Origin of the sequence: Litorisediminicola beolgyonensis, from assembly GCF_042679605.1 — a bacterium.
GTDB classification, from domain to species: domain Bacteria; phylum Pseudomonadota; class Alphaproteobacteria; order Rhodobacterales; family Rhodobacteraceae; genus Litorisediminicola; species Litorisediminicola beolgyonensis.
In genome coordinates this window covers 38,557-55,142 of sequence record NZ_JBHTMU010000021.1, presented here as the reverse complement: position 1 = coordinate 55,142, position 16,586 = coordinate 38,557, and the positions used below count along the sequence as shown (strand labels likewise).

The 16,586-nt window shown below is 67.3% G+C and carries 7 protein-coding genes and 1 pseudogene; 2 read left to right on the top strand and 6 right to left on the bottom strand.

All coding sequences use genetic code 11. From position 1 onward, the window contains the following. Positions 1-3: 3 nt before the first annotated feature. On the bottom strand, positions 4-618 hold the full coding sequence (locus tag ACFQ4E_RS12630) for a CatB-related O-acetyltransferase (protein WP_386804087.1): 615 nt from the start codon (positions 616-618) through the stop codon (positions 4-6). A 146-nt stretch (positions 619-764) separates the two neighbouring features. Between ACFQ4E_RS12630 and ACFQ4E_RS12625 the strand changes: the two genes are divergently transcribed. Further along, positions 765-1,979 carry an NADP-dependent isocitrate dehydrogenase gene (locus ACFQ4E_RS12625; RefSeq protein WP_386804085.1) on the top strand — a complete coding sequence of 405 codons (1,215 nt, stop codon included), beginning with the start codon at positions 765-767 and terminating at the stop codon, positions 1,977-1,979. Between the two features lie 341 nt (positions 1,980-2,320). On the opposite strand, the pseudogene ACFQ4E_RS12620 reads toward ACFQ4E_RS12625, so the two are convergent. Then, a pseudogene (locus tag ACFQ4E_RS12620) lies at positions 2,321-2,461 on the bottom strand (IS5/IS1182 family transposase); the annotation flags it as partial. Between the two features lie 98 nt (positions 2,462-2,559). Between ACFQ4E_RS12620 and ACFQ4E_RS12615 the strand changes: the two are divergent. Further along, a complete protein-coding gene (locus tag ACFQ4E_RS12615; protein ID WP_386804083.1) occupies positions 2,560-3,264 on the top strand; it encodes a Crp/Fnr family transcriptional regulator in 705 nt (234 codons plus the stop codon). On the opposite strand, the gene ACFQ4E_RS12610 is transcribed toward ACFQ4E_RS12615, so the two are convergent. The 4 genes from ACFQ4E_RS12610 to ACFQ4E_RS12595 form a co-directional block, all read right to left on the bottom strand. After that, on the bottom strand, positions 3,261-6,290 hold the full coding sequence (locus tag ACFQ4E_RS12610) for an ATP-binding protein (RefSeq protein ID WP_386804081.1): 3,030 nt from the start codon (positions 6,288-6,290) through the stop codon (positions 3,261-3,263). The genes ACFQ4E_RS12615 and ACFQ4E_RS12610 overlap by 4 nt on opposite strands. Before the next feature lie 38 nt (positions 6,291-6,328). Beyond that, positions 6,329-10,348: a GMC family oxidoreductase N-terminal domain-containing protein gene (locus ACFQ4E_RS12605; RefSeq protein ID WP_386804079.1), complete on the bottom strand. Its 4,020-nt coding sequence runs from the start codon at positions 10,346-10,348 to the stop codon at positions 6,329-6,331. Continuing rightward, on the bottom strand, positions 10,345-11,781 hold the full coding sequence (locus ACFQ4E_RS12600; protein WP_386804077.1) for a hypothetical protein: 1,437 nt from the start codon (positions 11,779-11,781) through the stop codon (positions 10,345-10,347). Before ACFQ4E_RS12600 ends, ACFQ4E_RS12605 begins: the two co-directional genes overlap by 4 nt. An 86-nt stretch (positions 11,782-11,867) precedes the next feature. Further along, positions 11,868-16,511 carry an Ig-like domain-containing protein gene (locus ACFQ4E_RS12595; RefSeq protein WP_386804076.1) on the bottom strand — a complete coding sequence of 1,548 codons (4,644 nt, stop codon included), beginning with the start codon at positions 16,509-16,511 and terminating at the stop codon, positions 11,868-11,870. Positions 16,512-16,586 lie beyond the last annotated feature (75 nt).

The window sequence follows — 16,586 nt, the reverse complement described above, 5'->3', positions numbered from 1 at the left end:
GGATCAGCCCTGCTCGGCGCGGATCGCCTCGAGCCGGTCGAGACAGCGCGGCAGATCGTCGAAGGGCAGCCCATCGAGCGCCTCGAAGGGCAGATCCCACCAGGCCACCGCCAGAAGCCGCTCCACGGTCTCGGCATCGAAGCGCATGCGGATGCGTTTCGCGGGCAGTCCGCCCACCACCTCGTAGGGTGCCACGTCGCGGGTCACCACCGCGCCCGCCGCGATGACGGCGCCGTGGCCGATGGTCAACCCGCGCAGGATCGTCGCGCGGGTGCCGATCCAGACGTCATGACCGATCACCGGCCCTTCGCCGCGGTCGAACTCGACCAGCTCGCGCTTGCGATAGGCACGCTGCGGGAAGTGGAACGGGCTGTACTGGAACGGATGGGTCGACAGGTAGTCGGTCGGGTGCGCCAGCGCACCGATGTCGCAATAGCGGCCGATCGAACAGTAGCGCCCGATCCGCGTACGCGCGAAGACCGCGCTGCCCTCGCTGAGATAGCTGAACCGACCGATTTCGACCCGGCGTTCGACGCGGGTCGAGTCCTCCAGACGCACCGGCGCCTCGAAGCGCACATTCTCCGCGACGCGCGCGGTCGGATCGATTTCGTTCTTCATCGGATGCCGAACCTAGAAGCCCTCCTGCCCGCTGTGAAGGCACCAGCCCCGCTCAACGATGTATACTTTTGCATACAGTCTTTTCTGCACCGCAAAATTGCGTTAGAGCGGCGGCAACAGACTCGGATAGCCCGAAGGAGCGAAGCATGTCCAAGATCAAGGTAGAGAACCCCATCGTCGAGATGGATGGCGACGAGATGACCCGGATCATCTGGGATTTCATCAAGAAGAAGCTGATCCTGCCCTATATCGACGTCGATCTGCTCTACTACGATCTCGGCATCGAGAGCCGCGACGCCACCGATGACCAGATCACCATCGACGCCGCCGAGAAGACCAAGGAAGTCGGCGTGGCGGTCAAATGCGCGACCATCACCCCCGACGAGGGCCGGGTCGAGGAGTTCGGCCTCAAGAAGATGTGGCGTTCGCCCAACGGCACCATCCGCAACATCCTGGGCGGCGTCGTCTTCCGCGAGCCGATCATCTGCAAGAACGTGCCGCGCCTCGTTCCGGGCTGGACCCAGCCCATCGTCATCGGCCGTCACGCCTTTGGCGACCAGTATCGCGCGACGGACATGAAATTCCCCGGGCCGGGCAAGCTGTCGATGAAATTCGTCGGCGAAGACGGCACCGTGATCGAGGAAGAGGTCTTCGACGCGCCCTCCTCGGGCATCTACATGGGCATGTACAACCTCGACAAATCCATCGAGGATTTCGCCCGCGCCTCCTTCAACTACGGCCTGAAGCGCGGCTACCCGGTCTATCTGTCGACCAAGAACACCATCCTCAAGCAGTATGATGGTCAGTTCATGATCATCTTCCAGCGCATCTTCGACGCCGAGTTCGCCGACAAGTTCAAGGAAGCGGGCCTGACCTACGAGCACCGCCTGATCGACGACATGGTCGCGGCGGCGATGAAGTGGTCCGGCGGCTATGTCTGGGCGTGCAAGAACTACGACGGCGACGTGCAGTCCGACACCGTGGCGCAGGGCTTCGGCTCGCTCGGTCTCATGACCTCGCAGCTGATGACGCCCGATGGCAAGATCGTCGAGGCCGAGGCCGCGCACGGCACCGTCACCCGCCACTACCGCCAGCACCAGCGCGGCGAGGAGACCTCGACCAACTCGATCGCGTCGATCTTCGCCTGGACCGGTGGCCTCAAGCACCGCGCCAAGCTCGACAGCAACGATGCGCTCAAGACCTTCGCCGAGACGCTCGAGCGCGTGATCGTCGAGACGGTCGAGTCTGGCTTCATGACCAAGGACCTCGCGCTGCTCGTCGGGCCCGACCAGAAATGGCTGACCACGATGGGCTTCCTCGAGAAGGTCGACGAGAACCTGAACAAGGCGCTCGCGGGCTAAGCGCCGCGTATCTTGCGAGATCGGGCGAAGGGCCGGTTCATGCGAACCGGCCCTTTCTCTTTGCCACAGGAACAAGGCGCCACGTGGCCCCGGTTCCCTCGGAACCTTGCAGCGACCAGCAGGTCAGTGCACGCCAAGGAGAACGGAGACGTGGTTATCATATTGGAAGGGGGCGATTACCGGAATGATCGACGCAGCGCAGCCGGGCGGACTAAGGGATGTCGACGCGGGTTCGGGAAAAATCGTTGCGGGGGCTCACAACCGTCGCTGCTTACCGCCATTACTATGTACTGTGTGAACGGTAGCCCAAAGTCCGAGGTTCAAATTCCTAGGGTCAGGAATCACAGCCAATAGATGACGGTTGCGGCGAGCGCGATGGCGGACAGGAAAACCTTTGGACAACGGTCGTATCGCCAATCCTTGAGCCTGCCGAACATAATTTCGATCCGGTTGCGCCGTTTGTAGCGGCGTCTGTCGTATTTTGCGGTTTATGTTAAATCCGACATCGGGCGCAGATCCGCCGATCCAAACCCAAGGCGCCCGGCGGGCGCTCGCCCCGGACGTCCTCATCAGAGCGCGCTTGTGGCCCACGCCCGCAATCGCCATTCTGACCGGCATGCCAGACACGCCAGCACCCGAGCTGTCCTACCTTGCCGGACTCGGCCGCATAGGCCGCCCGGTCAGCTATTCCAAGGGCGCCGCGATCTTTCACCTCGGCGACCCGGGCAGCTTTGTGCTGATCCTCGCGGACGGACTGATCGAGGTCTCGGTCCTGTCGCAGTCGGGGCGAAAGTCGGTGCTGGCTTGGGTCGGGCCCAACGAGGTGCTTGGCGAGATCTCGGCGCTGGACGGTGGCCCGCGCAGCGCGGACGCCATCGCGGTCGAGGCCTGCCGGGGTGTCGTGGTAACGCGCGCCGCGCTGTTGTCGCACCTTCATGACACCCCAGAGGCCGCCACCGAGGTGATCGCCGCGCTCTGCCGGCGCATCCGAAACGCCTCTGACGGGGTGGCACGTCATGCGCTCACCTCCGCTTCCGCCCGGCTGGCGGACTGCCTGCTGCGGCTTGCGCGCGATTGGGGGACGCCCGCGGCGGACGGGGGCGTGACGCTCAGCCGCACATTCTCGCAGGCGAATCTCGGCGCCTTCGCAGGCATCGCGCGCGAGAACGTCAGTCGACAGATCGCCAGCATGGCCAAGTCCGGCTTCGTGACGCATTCCGCCGGCGTGCTGACAATCCACGATCTCTCAGCGCTGGAGTCTCTGCGCGACGACGCGCGAGTCTAAAGCTGTTTCAGCGCAGCGCGGGCGCGGCGCACCAGAAGGTCGACACCATCGGCCATCGCCGCGTCGCGCCCCGCTTCAAGATGCGCACGGGCGGTCGCCTTGTCGCGCCGCCGAAGCGCGACCAGGCCAAGGCCGATCCGCGCGCGGGCATAGTTCGCGCCCGCGGCCTCGGGTTCCAGTTCGAGGCAGCGCTTCAATTCAATCGTGGCATCGCGCAGGGCCCACGGCCGCAGCCGCAGGAATGTCAGCAGGTCGCGCGGGCCCCTGCGGCGCGGCTCTTTCGCCTGACCGTCCTCCGACGCCCGCGGTTCCACCAGCCCCGCGACCGCCAGCAGCACCTCGGCCTTCAGAAGCCGAAACTGACGTTCCATCGGTTGGTTCCCCGCCAGCGCGACCTCGGGCAGATCACGGTTCAGCCGCCGCCACCCATCGGCCAGCGCGCCCTTGCGCAAGTGCAGCACCGCCGCGATCCAGCACATTGCGTGGATCAGGTTGTAGTCACCCCGGCGCCGGACTTCTGCGGTGAACCCGGCGATCTCTTCGGCCAGCGCGTGCGAGGCGGCGATCATCGTCCGGCTGTACAGTTCGATGGCCCGGCACGTGGCCTCGTCTCCCGACCCGCCCAGCGCGTGCCTGCGCCCCTCACGCACCGTCGCCAGCGCGCGTTCGGGCGCATCGTCGATGATGTGGATCAGCGCCTTGGCCCAGGACGCAAAGGCGTGCCCCCGTCGGTCGTCATGTTCAACCGCGAAAGCCATCAGCCGGTTCGCCGTCGCGACCGACTGACCGCGCCGCCCGGCCGTGCGGTAGACCGCGCAAAGCTGGTAGAGCGCGATCATCGACAGCGCGCGGTCGCCTTCCGCCTCCGCCACCGGCAGGATCGCGTCGGCGAGCGACTCGAGCTCGGCGACGGATCTCTTCCCGGTCTCCTCGAAATTGCGCAACAGGGCGACCCGGGCCCAGGCCGCGCCCAGCCGGTCGCCGACCCGTTCCGACTGTTCCAGAGTTTCCTGTGCCAGCGTCTCGCCACCGGCGTATTCGCGCGTGTGGGTCATCGACAGCGCCACCAGCGTCTGCACGATGCTCAGTTCGGTCGACGCCCCCGCCGCCTGCAACCGGGGCAGCAGCTGACGCGACAGATCGACGATGCGCCGAAACTCCGCCAGATGATGCAGGCTGTGCAGCCAGGTGATCACCAGGGCACGGTATCCGGCTTCATCCAGTACCGTCGGATCGCGCGCGACATAGCCCATCGCCCGCGCGGCCAGGGATTCGGCATTGATCAGATCGTACTGCGCCAGCGCATCGGCTGCCCCAAGCGCCAGATACCGCGCCGCTTTCACGTGGTTGTCGGCTTCGGCGAAATGCCGACCGATCCGTCCCCGATCGGCACCGCCCTCGCCCGCCTGCGCCTCGAGCGCGATGGCGATGGCGCGGTGCGCTTCCCTGCGCGCGCCCGACAGCATGCCGGAATAGACCGCGTCGCGGATCAACGCGTGATGGAACCGCCAGTGATCGCCCTGCACCTGTTCGATGAGATCCGCAGACATCATAGCTTCAATGTCGGGCGCGCTCCCCGCCGCGCGGGTCAGCAGATCGACCGAAAAGTCGCGGCCGATGGCCGCCGCGATCGATAGCACCCTGCGCGCCGCAGGTTCCAGCCGGTCGCAACGGCTCAGCACCGATTGTTCAAGCGTTCCGGTCAGCAGGTCCGCGTCGCCGGTCGCCGCACTGTCCCGCGCGCGGAGTGCGCGCACCATCTCTTCGGCGACAAGCGGCAGGCCCTCGGATTTGTCCACGATCAGGGCGGCGGTGTCCTCTGCCAGCTTCGCGCCATAGCTGTCGCGGACAATCTCACCGATCGCGGCGGCGTCCAGCAGGCCCAGCTCGATCCGCGCGATATGCGGCGAATCCAGCCACGCGATCGGCGGCGCGGGGCGCCGTGTCACGATCAGGGTGGGCCGCAACGGCAGCAAGGCTTCGAGAACCGCCGAACTGCCGGGGTCGATCCAGTGAATATCTTCAACCACCATCACATGTGCGCCGGTGGCGGACAGTCGCGCCAGCACACCGCCCAGGAAATCCCGCGTCCGAAGGGCGCGGTTCCGGCTGTCCTCGCCCGACGGATCGCCCGAAAACAGCGCGCTCACCTCAGCCATGTCGAGCACGAAGGGAAACACCTCGGACAGGCGGCGCAACGTTTCGAAATGTGACAGCCCGCGGTCCGCCTTCGCGGCGTGGCGAAGGATATCGAAGATCGGCCCATAGGCGCGGCCCTCGGCGACGCATTGACCGTAGACGACCTGGTCTCGCCGTGGCATCACTTGCAACGCCTCGTGCACCAGCCGTGATTTTCCCACGCCGGCGACCCCGGTGATCGCGACCACCCGACGCCCGGTCCGATCCAGCGCGCGCCGCACGGCGGCGATCTCGTCGCTGCGGCTGGCCAGACGGGTCAGGCCCCGTCGCCGCGCGCCGGAAAACCGTTCGGTCTCGGCCCGGATGCCTGTCAGGGCATAGTGCGCGACGGGCCAGTCGAAGCCCTTGAAGTCCGCCGCGCCCCGGTCCTCTACCGTGACGAAGCCTTCGCATTCGCGGTGGATATCTTCTCCGATCAGCACCTCGCCCAGGCCGGCGCTGGCCTGCAACCGCGCGGCCAGGTTGACCGGATCGCCCAGCACCTTCGCTCCGCCATCGTCGTATCGCACGAACATCGCTGTGCCGCCGGACAGGCCAACGCGAAACTCCGCCGCCGCGCCGAATTCCGCCACGAACCCGTCGCGACCCGCGGCAATCCGGTCGCGGAAGGTCAGCGCCGCGCGGCAGGCTCGCAGTGAAGCATCCTCGAACGCGAGCGGCGCGCCGAAAATAGCCAGAAACCCGTCACCCGCCGTGTCGACGATCTGCCCGCCCTCGCCTTCGACCGCCTTGCGCGCCTGCTCCATTGCGGTCTCCAGCAGGCCGAAGGCCCGCTCCTGCCCGATCTCGCGCGGCAGCCGGGTAAAATTGGCCATGTCGCCCGACATCACGGCGACCCAGCGGCGATCTCCGGACCGCTCTGCCACTAAAACCCGTCCAGGATCCGCACGAGCGACGGATGGATATCGCGCGCGGCCCTCCGGCCGATGAAGCAATCCATGTGCCCATAGCCCTGAAAGACAGTCCGGCCATAGCGCGGCGGCCCCCCGCCCTGCCCGTTCCGGTCGATCAGCCAGGCCATCGTGCGCAAGGTGGCCTCTGGCAGCATCTCGGCGTTTTGCGCCCCGGCGATGAAGTGGATCGGAAATGCCAGGTTCGCGACGCCGCCCGAATAGGTGTCGGCGCCGGATGCATCCACCAGGTGACCGGTGCCGAAGATCCGCGCGATGTGCACGAATGGCGTGGTCGAGACCGGGCCGAAGACATGCCGGATCGCGTCATGCGTCCTGCTGTCAAGCTGGTCGTGCAGATAGCTCGGGCCGAAGATGGCGTTGATCCGGTGACATGTCGGGCTCTGACAGGCGACGGGACTGAAACTCGGCACTCCATAAAGCGCGCCGTCCAGCGTCGCGCCAAAGACCTGCCCGGGGTCGAGCGGGCCGGGGGAGCGTGGGTCGATCACCCGCAGCCCGCGGCGGGCGATCTCTTCCGCGTCGCTGCCCAGGCCAAGCGCGCGGACGATCCCCATCATCGGCTCCGGCACGCCGTGCGCCACGGCCTGCGCGATGCCGAGGTCGGATTTGGCATAGTTGAACCAGTTCGTCACCGGATGCGCCGCCAGCTGCGACGCGATCATGCCGGTGATCCGGCGCTCCCCGGCGAGGATCGCCATGAAAAGTGTCATGGACCCGATGCAGTGCACGACGGCGCGAATATCCCCCCGCCCGGTCACACGCTCGATCAGGTCGAGCGCGGCAGGCCAGTCCTTGCGCGCCACGTCGTCGAGCGTGAACGGCTCGAGGCTCGACGCAATCTCGCCGCTGCCGCGATAGTCGAACAGCCAGACATCGTATTCCGCCGTCACCAGCTGATGCACCAGCGTGTCGTCAAGCGTGGGCATCGCGAAAGAGATCGCCTTGGTCCCGAACCCGCCCGCCAAAACCACGGGCCCCTTGCGCGGTCGCCGACTGCCCCGGAACCGCGTCAGCTTCAGAAACCCGTCGCCGACGCGCGGATGGTGGATTTCGGCCGGCGGCAGACCCTTCGGCACGGGCAGGGCATCGCCGGCATCGCGGGCATGGAAGTTGGCCATGTAGCTGTAGATGCCGCCGTAACCGCGGAACACCACCTCGCCCATCCGGGCGAAGATGCGCCCGCGATAGTGATCGGCCAGCTTGTCCGCCGCGCAGGCCCTGCGCGCCCGCCACGCGCGCAACGCCCCCTTGACCGCGTCGGCGCGGACCGCCGGGTCGCGCATCACGCCGGGCAGCGCCTCGGGCCTCGCGGCACCGAAGGCGGCGCAGACCCGGGCCCACGCGGCCCTCATCTCCGTCGTCTCGTACCGCACCGTCAGGTCGCGGTTCTGCGTCACCAAGTCCTCCAGCCCAACGGTCAACACGCCGCGCGCGACCACGCGATCGCCGTCGCGGATGGTGGTGAACAGTTCGGTCAGATCGCGCCACCAGTGGGCGTTCGCGCGATACTGCACCCGCTTCATGCCCTCGAAAATCAGTGTGCGCGGCCCGGTCGTGCCCGGCTCGGCGGTCAACGTGCCGTCATAGCGCATCGCCCGGGCGTCGACCTCGTCCGCGATCGGCACCAGATACCCGAAGCGGCCCGTGATCCGATACTGCCCGCCCAGCGCCTCCGCCTTTAGCACGCCATTGGTGATGCGGGCCTCCCATGGCGCTTCGACGGCGCGGCGCACGCTCGGGGCCGCGATCTCGCACCGTTCCAGCGTGGCATTGACCGGCCCGTGACAGGCCAGCCGGAACGCATCGGCAGACGGGGGGTCGTCCCCGGCCGCCAGCGTCGACAGGTGGCCGGTCATCCGCTCGGGGAAGGACACGGGCGGAGAGATGTCGCCCAGTGCCGCCTCGACATGCGCGACGGCGGCGGCCAGGTCGCCCTCGGCCAGCGCGCCGCGCATTGGCCGCAGAATGCCAAGCGCCTGTGTCAGCAGGTCGACCGCGATCGGCCTCCGCCTGCGCTTGGCCAGCTTCCACATCAGCCGATGCTGAGAGGCGACGGGCACCGGATCGAGCATCTGGCCCAGCCTGCGCCACGCCATGGTCAGCCGCGCGGCATAGCGCCCGCGCCGATCGGTTTCGGCATGAGCCACCAGCGCCGCCAGACCGTTGATCGCCTCGTCAAGCAGATCAAGCAGCAGGGCGCGCACGGACTCGGCCGGTTCGGGCGCGGTGTCATCGGGTGGCGTCGGCGACAGGTCGATGCGCCCGCCCGCCGCCGCCACCATCCGGTCGACCGCGCGTTCGGCGACGGCTGTGATCGTCAGATGCGGGTTGGTCACGGTCGGCCCGGGGACGACCGCGCCATCACAGACATAAAGTCCCTCATGGACCCCGCCGTCACCCCGGAACACCCGGCAGTCGGGATCGACCACGCCGGTCTCGGCGCTTTCGGCCATGGCGCAGCCGCCCAGCGGATGCACCGTCAGCGTGCGCCGGCCAAAGGCGTCCTGCCAGAACGGCATCGGCAGAAATTCGGCGCGGGCCACATCGCAGGCGTCACGCACCATTCGCGCACCGCGTTTCAGCGACGGATCGTCGCCGCCGCCGGGCCAGGCCACGCGCACGCGGTCGGCGTGCATCTCAAGCCGTCCGTTTGCCGCGTCCTCGCCCATCACCAGAAACGCCAGCGTGCGCGACACCGGCCCGGAATAGACGCTGGCGGCCAGACGCTCGGGGTGGCGGCTGAGCATGTCGCCCAAGGCCGCCGCATCGGTCAGCCGGGTGCCGAGATCGCCATAGCGCGCCGGATCGCCCATCAGCGCCGCCATCGCCGGAAAGGCGGCGGCGTAGGCGGTGGCGAAGGCGCCGGGCATGACACCTTCCTCGAGGATCGTGTCGCCCCCGGACCCACCATCGGCGCGCATGTCGATCATGCCGGTGATGCAAGGCCCCGGCGCGGCCCAGGGGCCGTCGCCCACCGCGTCGCTGCGCCCGACAGGATAGACCGGCGGGCGATCCGCGTCCCGCCCGCTCAGGTCGGCGTTGTAGCCGAAGGTCCAGGCGTCGCCATTGCCCGAAAACCGTTCACCCAGCGCCGGCGACAGGTTGAGCGGAGCATCGGGATCGTCGCGGCTGCGACTCAAAATCTCGGTCGACCCCAGCGCCCCTGCGGCAAGGATGACCCGCCGTGCGCGCAGCGTCCGGTCTCTGCCGTCGTCCATGTCCCGCACCGTCACGCGCCATCCGCCATCCTCGGCCCGGGCGATCCGTCGCACCTCCGCCCCGACATACAGCCGCGCCCCGCGTCGGCGCGCATCGGCGAGGTAGGTCACCAGCACTGTGTTCTTGGCCCGCGCATTGCAGCCCGACACGCAATTGCCGCAGTCGATGCAGGCGCGCATCGGCTCGCCCGCCATGTTCACGCCCTCTTCGAAACTGACGTTGACCGGCACACGGTGGAAAGGCCGGTCCAGCCCCGCCGCCACCGCCTTCAGCGCCTCGAGCTTGGGGAGTGTCCTGCCGTCGGGATATGGGGTCGAGCCCAGCATCTCGCGCGCGCGCTCGAAATACGGAGATAACGCGCCGGGTTCGCGATAGACGGCGGGCCAGTGACGCATCGCCGTGTCGTCGGGCTCCAGCGCCACGTTGGCGTTGATCAGAGAGGTTCCGCCCAGCCCGTTGCCAACCAGCACGTTCACATCCCGGCCCATGCGCAGATCGAACAGACCCGACAGCGCGCCCACCGTTTCGCCACTCTCACCGAGAGTGACCGAAATTTCCGCGGCCGCCTCGGGCCCGGTCTCGGGGTATTCCCCCGGCCGGACCTCGCGCCCGCGCTCCAGCACCGTCACCGAAAACCCGGCCCTCGCCAGGCGTGACGCCGCGACGCCGCCGCCATAACCCGATCCGATCACAAGCCAGTCGTGGTCGTCGCCCGCCCGCGCAAAAGGCTCGGATATCCGCGCCTCGGTCATTCCGCGGCCATCCCGCGGCCGGCATCAGAACTCCGCCCGGTCAGCCGCAGCAGCATCCGCTGGCGGGCGAGATATTCCCGACCCGCCACATCGGCCACCTCCTGCCAGGCCGATCTCGTCGCCGCGAAACACCGCGCGATCCGGTCGCGGAAACGGCGCGCGCCGGCGTCATCCGTGTGCGGCATTTCGATATGCGCCAAGGGCACCACACCGTTGTCGGGTGTCTTGAACAGCCGCAGCAGCGCCACGTTCAGCGCGTCGTCCATCAGCAGCATCGCCGCGCCCTCGGCATTGTCGAGCCTCGGACCGTTCAGCGGCCAGCCACCGGTATTGCACACCGTGACGGGCGCGCGGCCAGGCAGCGCGACGCGGCTGGCAAAGGGCTTGTGGGTATGGCCAAGAACAAAGGTCACATCGCCCGGCGGCCGCGTCGCGCCCGTCTCGTCAGCCAGTTGAGGCAGGCAGATGTCGGTCAGGTAACGCGCGATTTCCAACCGCTCCGCCGCAGCCAGTGCCGTGGTTTCGCCGTCCCGCGCGGTGTCGCGGAACCGGCCCAGCGTGGCGTCCATCGCGACCCGAAGACCCGCGCGCAGCATGCTGCGCAAGTCCCGGTCGCCGGCGCGCGGCAACCGCTCGCCCAGCGCGTCGCCCGCGATCCGCGACCAGCGATCCGACAGCGTGCGGAAGCCCGCCGAGGTCAGCAGCCGCTGATACAAATCCTCGGCATCCTCGCCCATTTCCCGCGCGTCGCCGAAGGTGGCCCACAAAAAGTCGATCCAGCCCGCGTTCTCGGCCGCCAGTCGGCCCGCGTCGAGCGGCGGTCGCGCCGTGCCGAGTGCGTCGAGCATCGTCGAGACCGCGCGATAGGGCGCCTCGCAGAAATGACCGTGATGCAGAATGACGGCGCGCTGGCCCGCGCCGAAGGCGATGTTGGGATAGCGCATGTCGGCGCCGTCGAACCCGGCCCGCCGCGCCAGCGCGGACAACAGCGGCGCGGCGACCGCCGGGCCGCCCTGCTCCGTCGCGCCGGTGGCGTCCAGATAAACCGGATCACCCTGTCCCGTCTCGAGCGTCTGGCGCTCGAATCCCAGCCGGGCCTCCGTCCACAGCGCGTGATCGTGGTTGCCCGCCGTGGCCAGGATGCGCGGTTGCAGACATCCGGTGCCGCTCAGGGCACGCAGAAAGCCCTCTGCCGAGGCGAAGGCGCGGGTGCGGGGCGAGAACTGCAGGTCGAGTTGGTCGCCCAGCAGGCACAGCTGGGGGCGCGATCCCGCCTCGGCCAGAAACGCGCCAAGCGCCGTGGCAAAGGCCGTCGTCATCGAGCTGGGGTCGCGGGGATCGCATTCCGCGGGATGGCCCCCGGGGTCGACATGCGACAGCAGGCTGCTCTTGGCACCTGCATGCAGATCGGACAGCACGATACGCGTGATCATCGGCTCGATCCTCCCCAGCAATGGTTCATCGACAAGCGGGTCCGAGTCAACGGCGGCGCGGCGCCCGACCGCGCCGCGCCACGGCGTCACGCCAGCAAAAGGACGTCCGTTTCGGGCAGGTCGAAGGGCGCGACGCCTTCGGCGCTCAGCTCGACGCTGGTCTCGCCCAGGTCGATGGCAAAGCGTTTCTCGAACACGTCGAGCGTGGCCGCGTCGACATCGCCCTGCACGCGGAAAACCGGACCGACCGCGCTGTTGAAAAAGTCGAACTCCAGCGTGTCCGCCTCGAGGCCCAGTATGCCGACGCTGCTGCCGAAGATCTTCTCCAGCGGGATGTTGATGCCGGCGTTCAGGCTCGTCTTGATGAGGTCGAGCATGTAGGTAAAGCCCAGACCCACCTCGGTGTCGTTGAAGAACTCCGCGCGCGGCGTGATCCCCAGCGAATAGTCGATCCGGCCGTCTCCGTTGGCGTCGTACTGACTCGCCTTCTCGATGTTCAGCATCGGCGCGCCGGCGGTCTGGGTGAACTCCGTCCCGTCCTCCATCGTGAAGATGAAGTCGAACTCGTCAACCGCCATTGTGAACTGCTGGTTGAAGTTGAACTCGGCCGACACGTCGAGGTCCGCCAGCTCGGCGTTGAGGTCGAGGTCGAACCATTCCACGATGGCGCCGGTCTCTTCCTCGCTGGCCTCCGACGTGCTGAAGAAGTCGTCGAAATCCAGCTCCAAGTCGAAGGGATTAAGCACCACCTGCGTCGGATTGGCCGAGGCCCGGTTGATCAGCGTCGCCACCAACTGGTCGACGTCGAGCGTGACCTTGACGAAACTGTCGCTCTCTCCGTATGCGGTGAAAAAGCCGAACTGCCCCAGCGTCTCTTCGTTGATCCCGCTCAGGTCGTCGGGGAAGGCGTTGATGTGCAAGAGCGCGCCTGCGGTGTCGTCGGTCCCGTCCAGGATGAACAACGGCACCGTCCCGTCGCCGTCCAGATCGCCCGCGCCGGTGGCCGAGGCAAAGACCACGCCCAGTGCCTGCACGAATGCCTCAATGAACTGACCGCCCGCCGGGTCCGCCGGGTCGACGCCCGCCTGGTTCAGCAGCGCCTTCACCTCAGGGCTCAGCTCGATCCGCGCTTCCAGCAGGTTCTGGAAGCTGCCCAGCAGCTCGCCGAAGTCGAGCGCGATCAGACTGCCCTCCTCGTAGTACTGGGTCGTGGGCTCTTCGGCCCGGCCCAGCGTCTCGATGGACGGGATGCCGACGCTGAAGGTCAGGAAATCGGGGCTGATGTCGCCGCCGCTTGAAACGCCGAACTCGATCTCCGCCCCGTCTCGCGAGTCGAAGTCGATAAAATCGAGCGCGCCCTGAATGTTGGGCGAAGGCGTGATGCGCAGACCGTCGGAATTGGGCGACAGGTCGGCCAGAACACTGCCCGCGATGGCCGCAAAGAAGTCGGCCATGAACTCGAAATTCGCGCCCATGTCGTAAAGCAGCCCAGCGTAGATCTGCACGTTCGGACTGGCGGTGGAAAAGGCCACATCCTCGCCCGTGGTCATGTTCTGCAACGCCACCTCGATCGACAGCACGTCGGTCGCGGCGTTGTATCCCGAGATCGTGGTCATGTCATAATCGACCTGCGCGTCGATCGACCCGCCCGAGATCGCGAAATCGAACTGGAACCCGGCCTGCGCATAGGCCTCGACCGCGGCGTAAAGCTGGGCGCGGAAATCGGTCGTGGCGATGATACCCTCGGCCAGGTCGACGGCGCCCTGCGCCGCATCGCGCAGCACTGTCAGGCCAAAGGTGGTGCCCTCGTACAGCAACACTTCGCCCTGCGCCAAGGTCAGCTCGCCGGTCGCTTCGGCCAGTTCTAGCGCCAGATCGCCGGTGTTCAGGGCCGAGGCGTCGGGGTAATAGCCCGCTGTCTCCAGCGCCGCTTCGGTTGCCGCCATGTCGGCCTTGGCGGCGTTCAGTGCGTTGCGCGCGTTGATCTCCTGTTGCTCCAGAAACCCGGCGGACAGATCCGCGCGCGCCTCTTCCAGCGCGTCCTCGGCCAGATCCAGCCCCTTGATCGCCAGATTGACCGCGAACTGCGCGCCTTCCTTCAACGTCAGCGCGCCCTTGTAGGCGGACCACTTGATCGGATCGCCGACCTTGACGCCGAAGATGGTCGTGACCGACGCGTCATACGCCGCCTTGGCGGACGAAACCGCGCGGTTGGCCGAGCTCAGTTCGCTACGTGCCGTGTTCAGCACTGATTGCGCGGCATCGACCGCGTCCTCGAGGAAACTCAGTGCACCGTCCAGCGCATCGGCGGCGGCGGCGGCGGCGTCATAGGCGACCTGCCGCAGCAGCACCTCGGCGCGATCGCCGGTCAGCTGGGTCAGCAGATCGAACCGTTCGGCCGCCGCGTCGACATCGGCCTGGGCGCGCGCCAGCTTCTGCTCTTCCTTGACCAGCTCGGCGGCAAAGGCGTCGCGCGCCGCCTCCAGCGGGTCGATCACCGAGGCGAACATGTCGTCACTGTTGAAATCGACGTCGACCAGTTCCAGCAGGCCGGTCGACAGCGGACTGTCCAGCACGTCGAGCGTGCGCAGCGGATCGAGGATCACCGCCTCGTCGCGCATCTTCACCCGCTCGCCCGAAAACTCGGGACCGAAGACCCCGCCGGTCACCGTGACCTCGAAGGTCTCGGTCAGTTCCGGCGCAGCCGGATCGGACACAAGCGTGCCATCCGCGTCCTCGATCATCTTGCGATAGGTGAAACTGACGATCTCGGTCGCCGTCTGCCCCACCGACAGCCCGTCATACGTGCCGTCCGGGATCCACTTGATCTCGTCCCGGTCGAGGAAGACCTGCCCCGACTGCGATGCCGCGCCCACCAGTTCGTAGTAGATGCGCCCCCCACCCAGCAGCGGAATGTATTCGGACACCGAGTAGGAGAATTCGTCGCCCGACCCCCAAAGGTCCACGTCGTCAGCGAAAAACGCCAGCGGGTTCGTCGTCGTCGTCGCGTCATAGCCCAATGCCACCACCGCGTCGCGGGTGCCGATCTCGGTCCCGTCCGGCTCCAGCCCCACCACGGTCACGGTGATGTCGGGCACGTCCGTCCCCAGGGGCAGTTCCAGCCGATAGATGGTAACACCCAGCGCGTCGGCCACACCCGGCGCGGCATCCTGGCCCGAGGCGTCAAGCAGCCGCGCGCCCTGCGGGATCCCAGAAAAGCGCAGCGCGATCGCCTCGTCGCGGGCTTGCTCGGTGGTCACAACCAGCTCGACCACGTTCGCGCCGGCCCCGTCCTGCGCCGCGCGCACCTCGACCTCGATCAACGGCGCGTCGGTATAGCCCTCGACCTCGATCGTCAGCGTTTGATCGACCATCGCGCCGAACTCATCGGACACCTTGTAGGCGAATCTAAGCGTGCCCAGATCACCATCGTTCAGGTCGTCAAAGTAATTTGGGTCGATCACGATCCGGTCGCCGTCAAGCGTCCATCCCCCCTGTCCGCCCGTCTCGACCAGGCCCAACGCCGACAGCGTCGCGCCCGTGTCCACGTCCGCCGCGCCTTCCAGCAGATCGACGGCAAAGGCCGCGTCCTCTTCCGAGACCCGGCGCGCAAGAGCGGCCGCCACGGTCGGTTCGTCATTGCGCCCCTCGACCGTGACGGTCAGGGTCTGCGGCACCGTCGCGCCATGTTCGTCCGCGACCTCGTAGGCGAACACCAGCTCTGCCGTCTGCCCCTCGGCCAGCGCGTTGAAATATGCGGGGTCGATGGTCACCGTATCGCCCTGCGCACTCCAGCCCCCCTGCCCCGAGGTTTCCACCAGCGACTGCGTGGTCAGAACCGCACCCGCATCGACATCGACGGCCCCGGCGAGCAGGTCGATGGTCTGCGCGGCCGCGTCCTCATCCGTGATCGCCACCAGGGGCGCCGCGACATGCGGCCCGTCGTTGATGCCGGTCACGGTAAGTGTGACTGTCGCCCAGTCGCGTGATCCATTGGCATCGGTCGTGCTGTATTGCAGCGTGATGTGGTCGGTCTGGCCCAGGTTCAGATCGTCAAAACCCGTCGCCGCATCGAAGTGCAGCGCGCCCGTGGCGTCGACCAGGACCGACCCGGTGCGCCCGCCTTCCGTCACCATCTGCGCCCAGCTGCCGACCGGCAACGCCGCGCCGCCCGCCGCCAGCTGGCTGACATGCAGCCCGCTGGACTGGCGGTCGTTCGCCAGCAGGTTGCCCAGCCCGGACGTGGTATTCTCGTCGATCTCCCAGGCGTCGTCGGCAGCCAGAAGCGCCAGGGTCGAGGTATCGCCCAGCTTGGGCTCGCCGCCCTCGGCGCGAACGGCGAAATCCGCCAGCGACAGCATGTCGAGGTCGAGCGACAGGGTGTCGTGCGACAGGATAAAACTTGTCGACGACAAACCGCCCGTGTCCAGTGCCGCGCCCACGTCGAACGCGCCGAACTCGTTCACCACGATCCCCGAGATCGTGGTGCCGCTGCCGACATTGGTGATGTCGCCATCCCCAAGCTTGTAGGCGGTAACGTCGTCACCGCTCAGCGACAACCCGTCAGTCAGTGTCTCTGCCCCGGTCAGGTCGAAATAAAGCGCACGCAGGTCAAGCGCGCCCCCCGCCGTGTTGACGACGTCGATCAAGAGCGAACCGTCGTCGAGCTCGGTCACCGTGATGCGGATGTCATCGAGGCCCGAGATTTGAAAGGTGATCGAACGGTCCATCTTGCGTACTCCTCTTCCCTGTCAGCGCGCCGGCCGTATTGGCGGGAACGCAGGTGGTTTCTCAATATGCCGTTC